At 60.8% G+C, this 865-nt stretch carries 1 protein-coding gene; it reads right to left on the reverse strand.

Going from position 1 to position 865, the window contains the following annotated elements:
* On the reverse strand, positions 1-696 hold a 696-nt coding region (locus NW815_RS08840), incomplete at its 3' end, for a pseudouridine synthase (RefSeq protein WP_414415916.1).
* Positions 697-865: the final 169 nt, after the last annotated feature.

The following is an 865-nucleotide window of genomic DNA, read 5'->3' on the forward strand; positions in this document are numbered from 1 at the left end:
CAGGTTGCCCAAGCCCAGTGGGCCAATGGCTTCCCGATGTAAGCTGAGCACCGGATGCCCAAGACGCTCCGCCACCCGCCGAATTTGCCGGTTGCGTCCCTCAAACAACACCACCCTCAGCCAGGAGCAATTGGGATGCTCCCTTTGCCGGAAATCCGGGGCAGGACAAAACTCCACCTCCGCCGGCAGAGTGGTGTACCCCTCTAAGTCTACTCCGTCTCGCCAATGTTGCAGAGTGGCCTGACTCGGATGCCCTTGTACCTGTACCCGGTAGGTTTTGGGCAGATGATAGCGCGGATGGGTCAGCTTCAAGGTCAAGTCGCCATCATTGGTGAGCAGCAAAGCGCCACTGCTGTCCGCATCCAGCCGGCCCACCGGGTAGAGGCGGGTTTGCCGTTTCCAGAGTGGGGGGAGCAGATCCAACACCGTCTTGCGTCCCCAAGGATCTGCACAGGTTGACAAAACCCCCACCGGCTTGTGCAGGAGCAAAACATGGCGCGCCGGATCCTTGGCCAAAGGGATCACTTGCCCATTCACCTCGATGCAATCCCGCTCTGGGTCGGCTTTGGAGCCCAGCTCAGTGACCACCTTCCCATTGACCCGAACGCGCCCGGCCAGGATCCAGGCTTCCACCTGGCGACGCGAGGCCAATCCCTGCTGAGCCAAGAGCTTCTGTAGCCGTTGGGGTTCTGCCATGGGGATTTGAACAGCAAAAGCAGCAACCGAAGCTGGGGGTGCTAGGCGGCAGAGCCTGAGGCGTCTGGCCCGCTTGCGCGAACGGGGTTGGAGAGCCGGTCGGACAAATCAGCAGAATTGGAGGGCAACAGCAGCATCTCCGAGTAAACTACCCGACTCCGACCGCTAA

Source organism: Synechococcus sp. R6-7, assembly GCF_047461695.1.
In the GTDB taxonomy this organism is placed as follows: domain Bacteria; phylum Cyanobacteriota; class Cyanobacteriia; order Thermostichales; family Thermostichaceae; genus Thermostichus.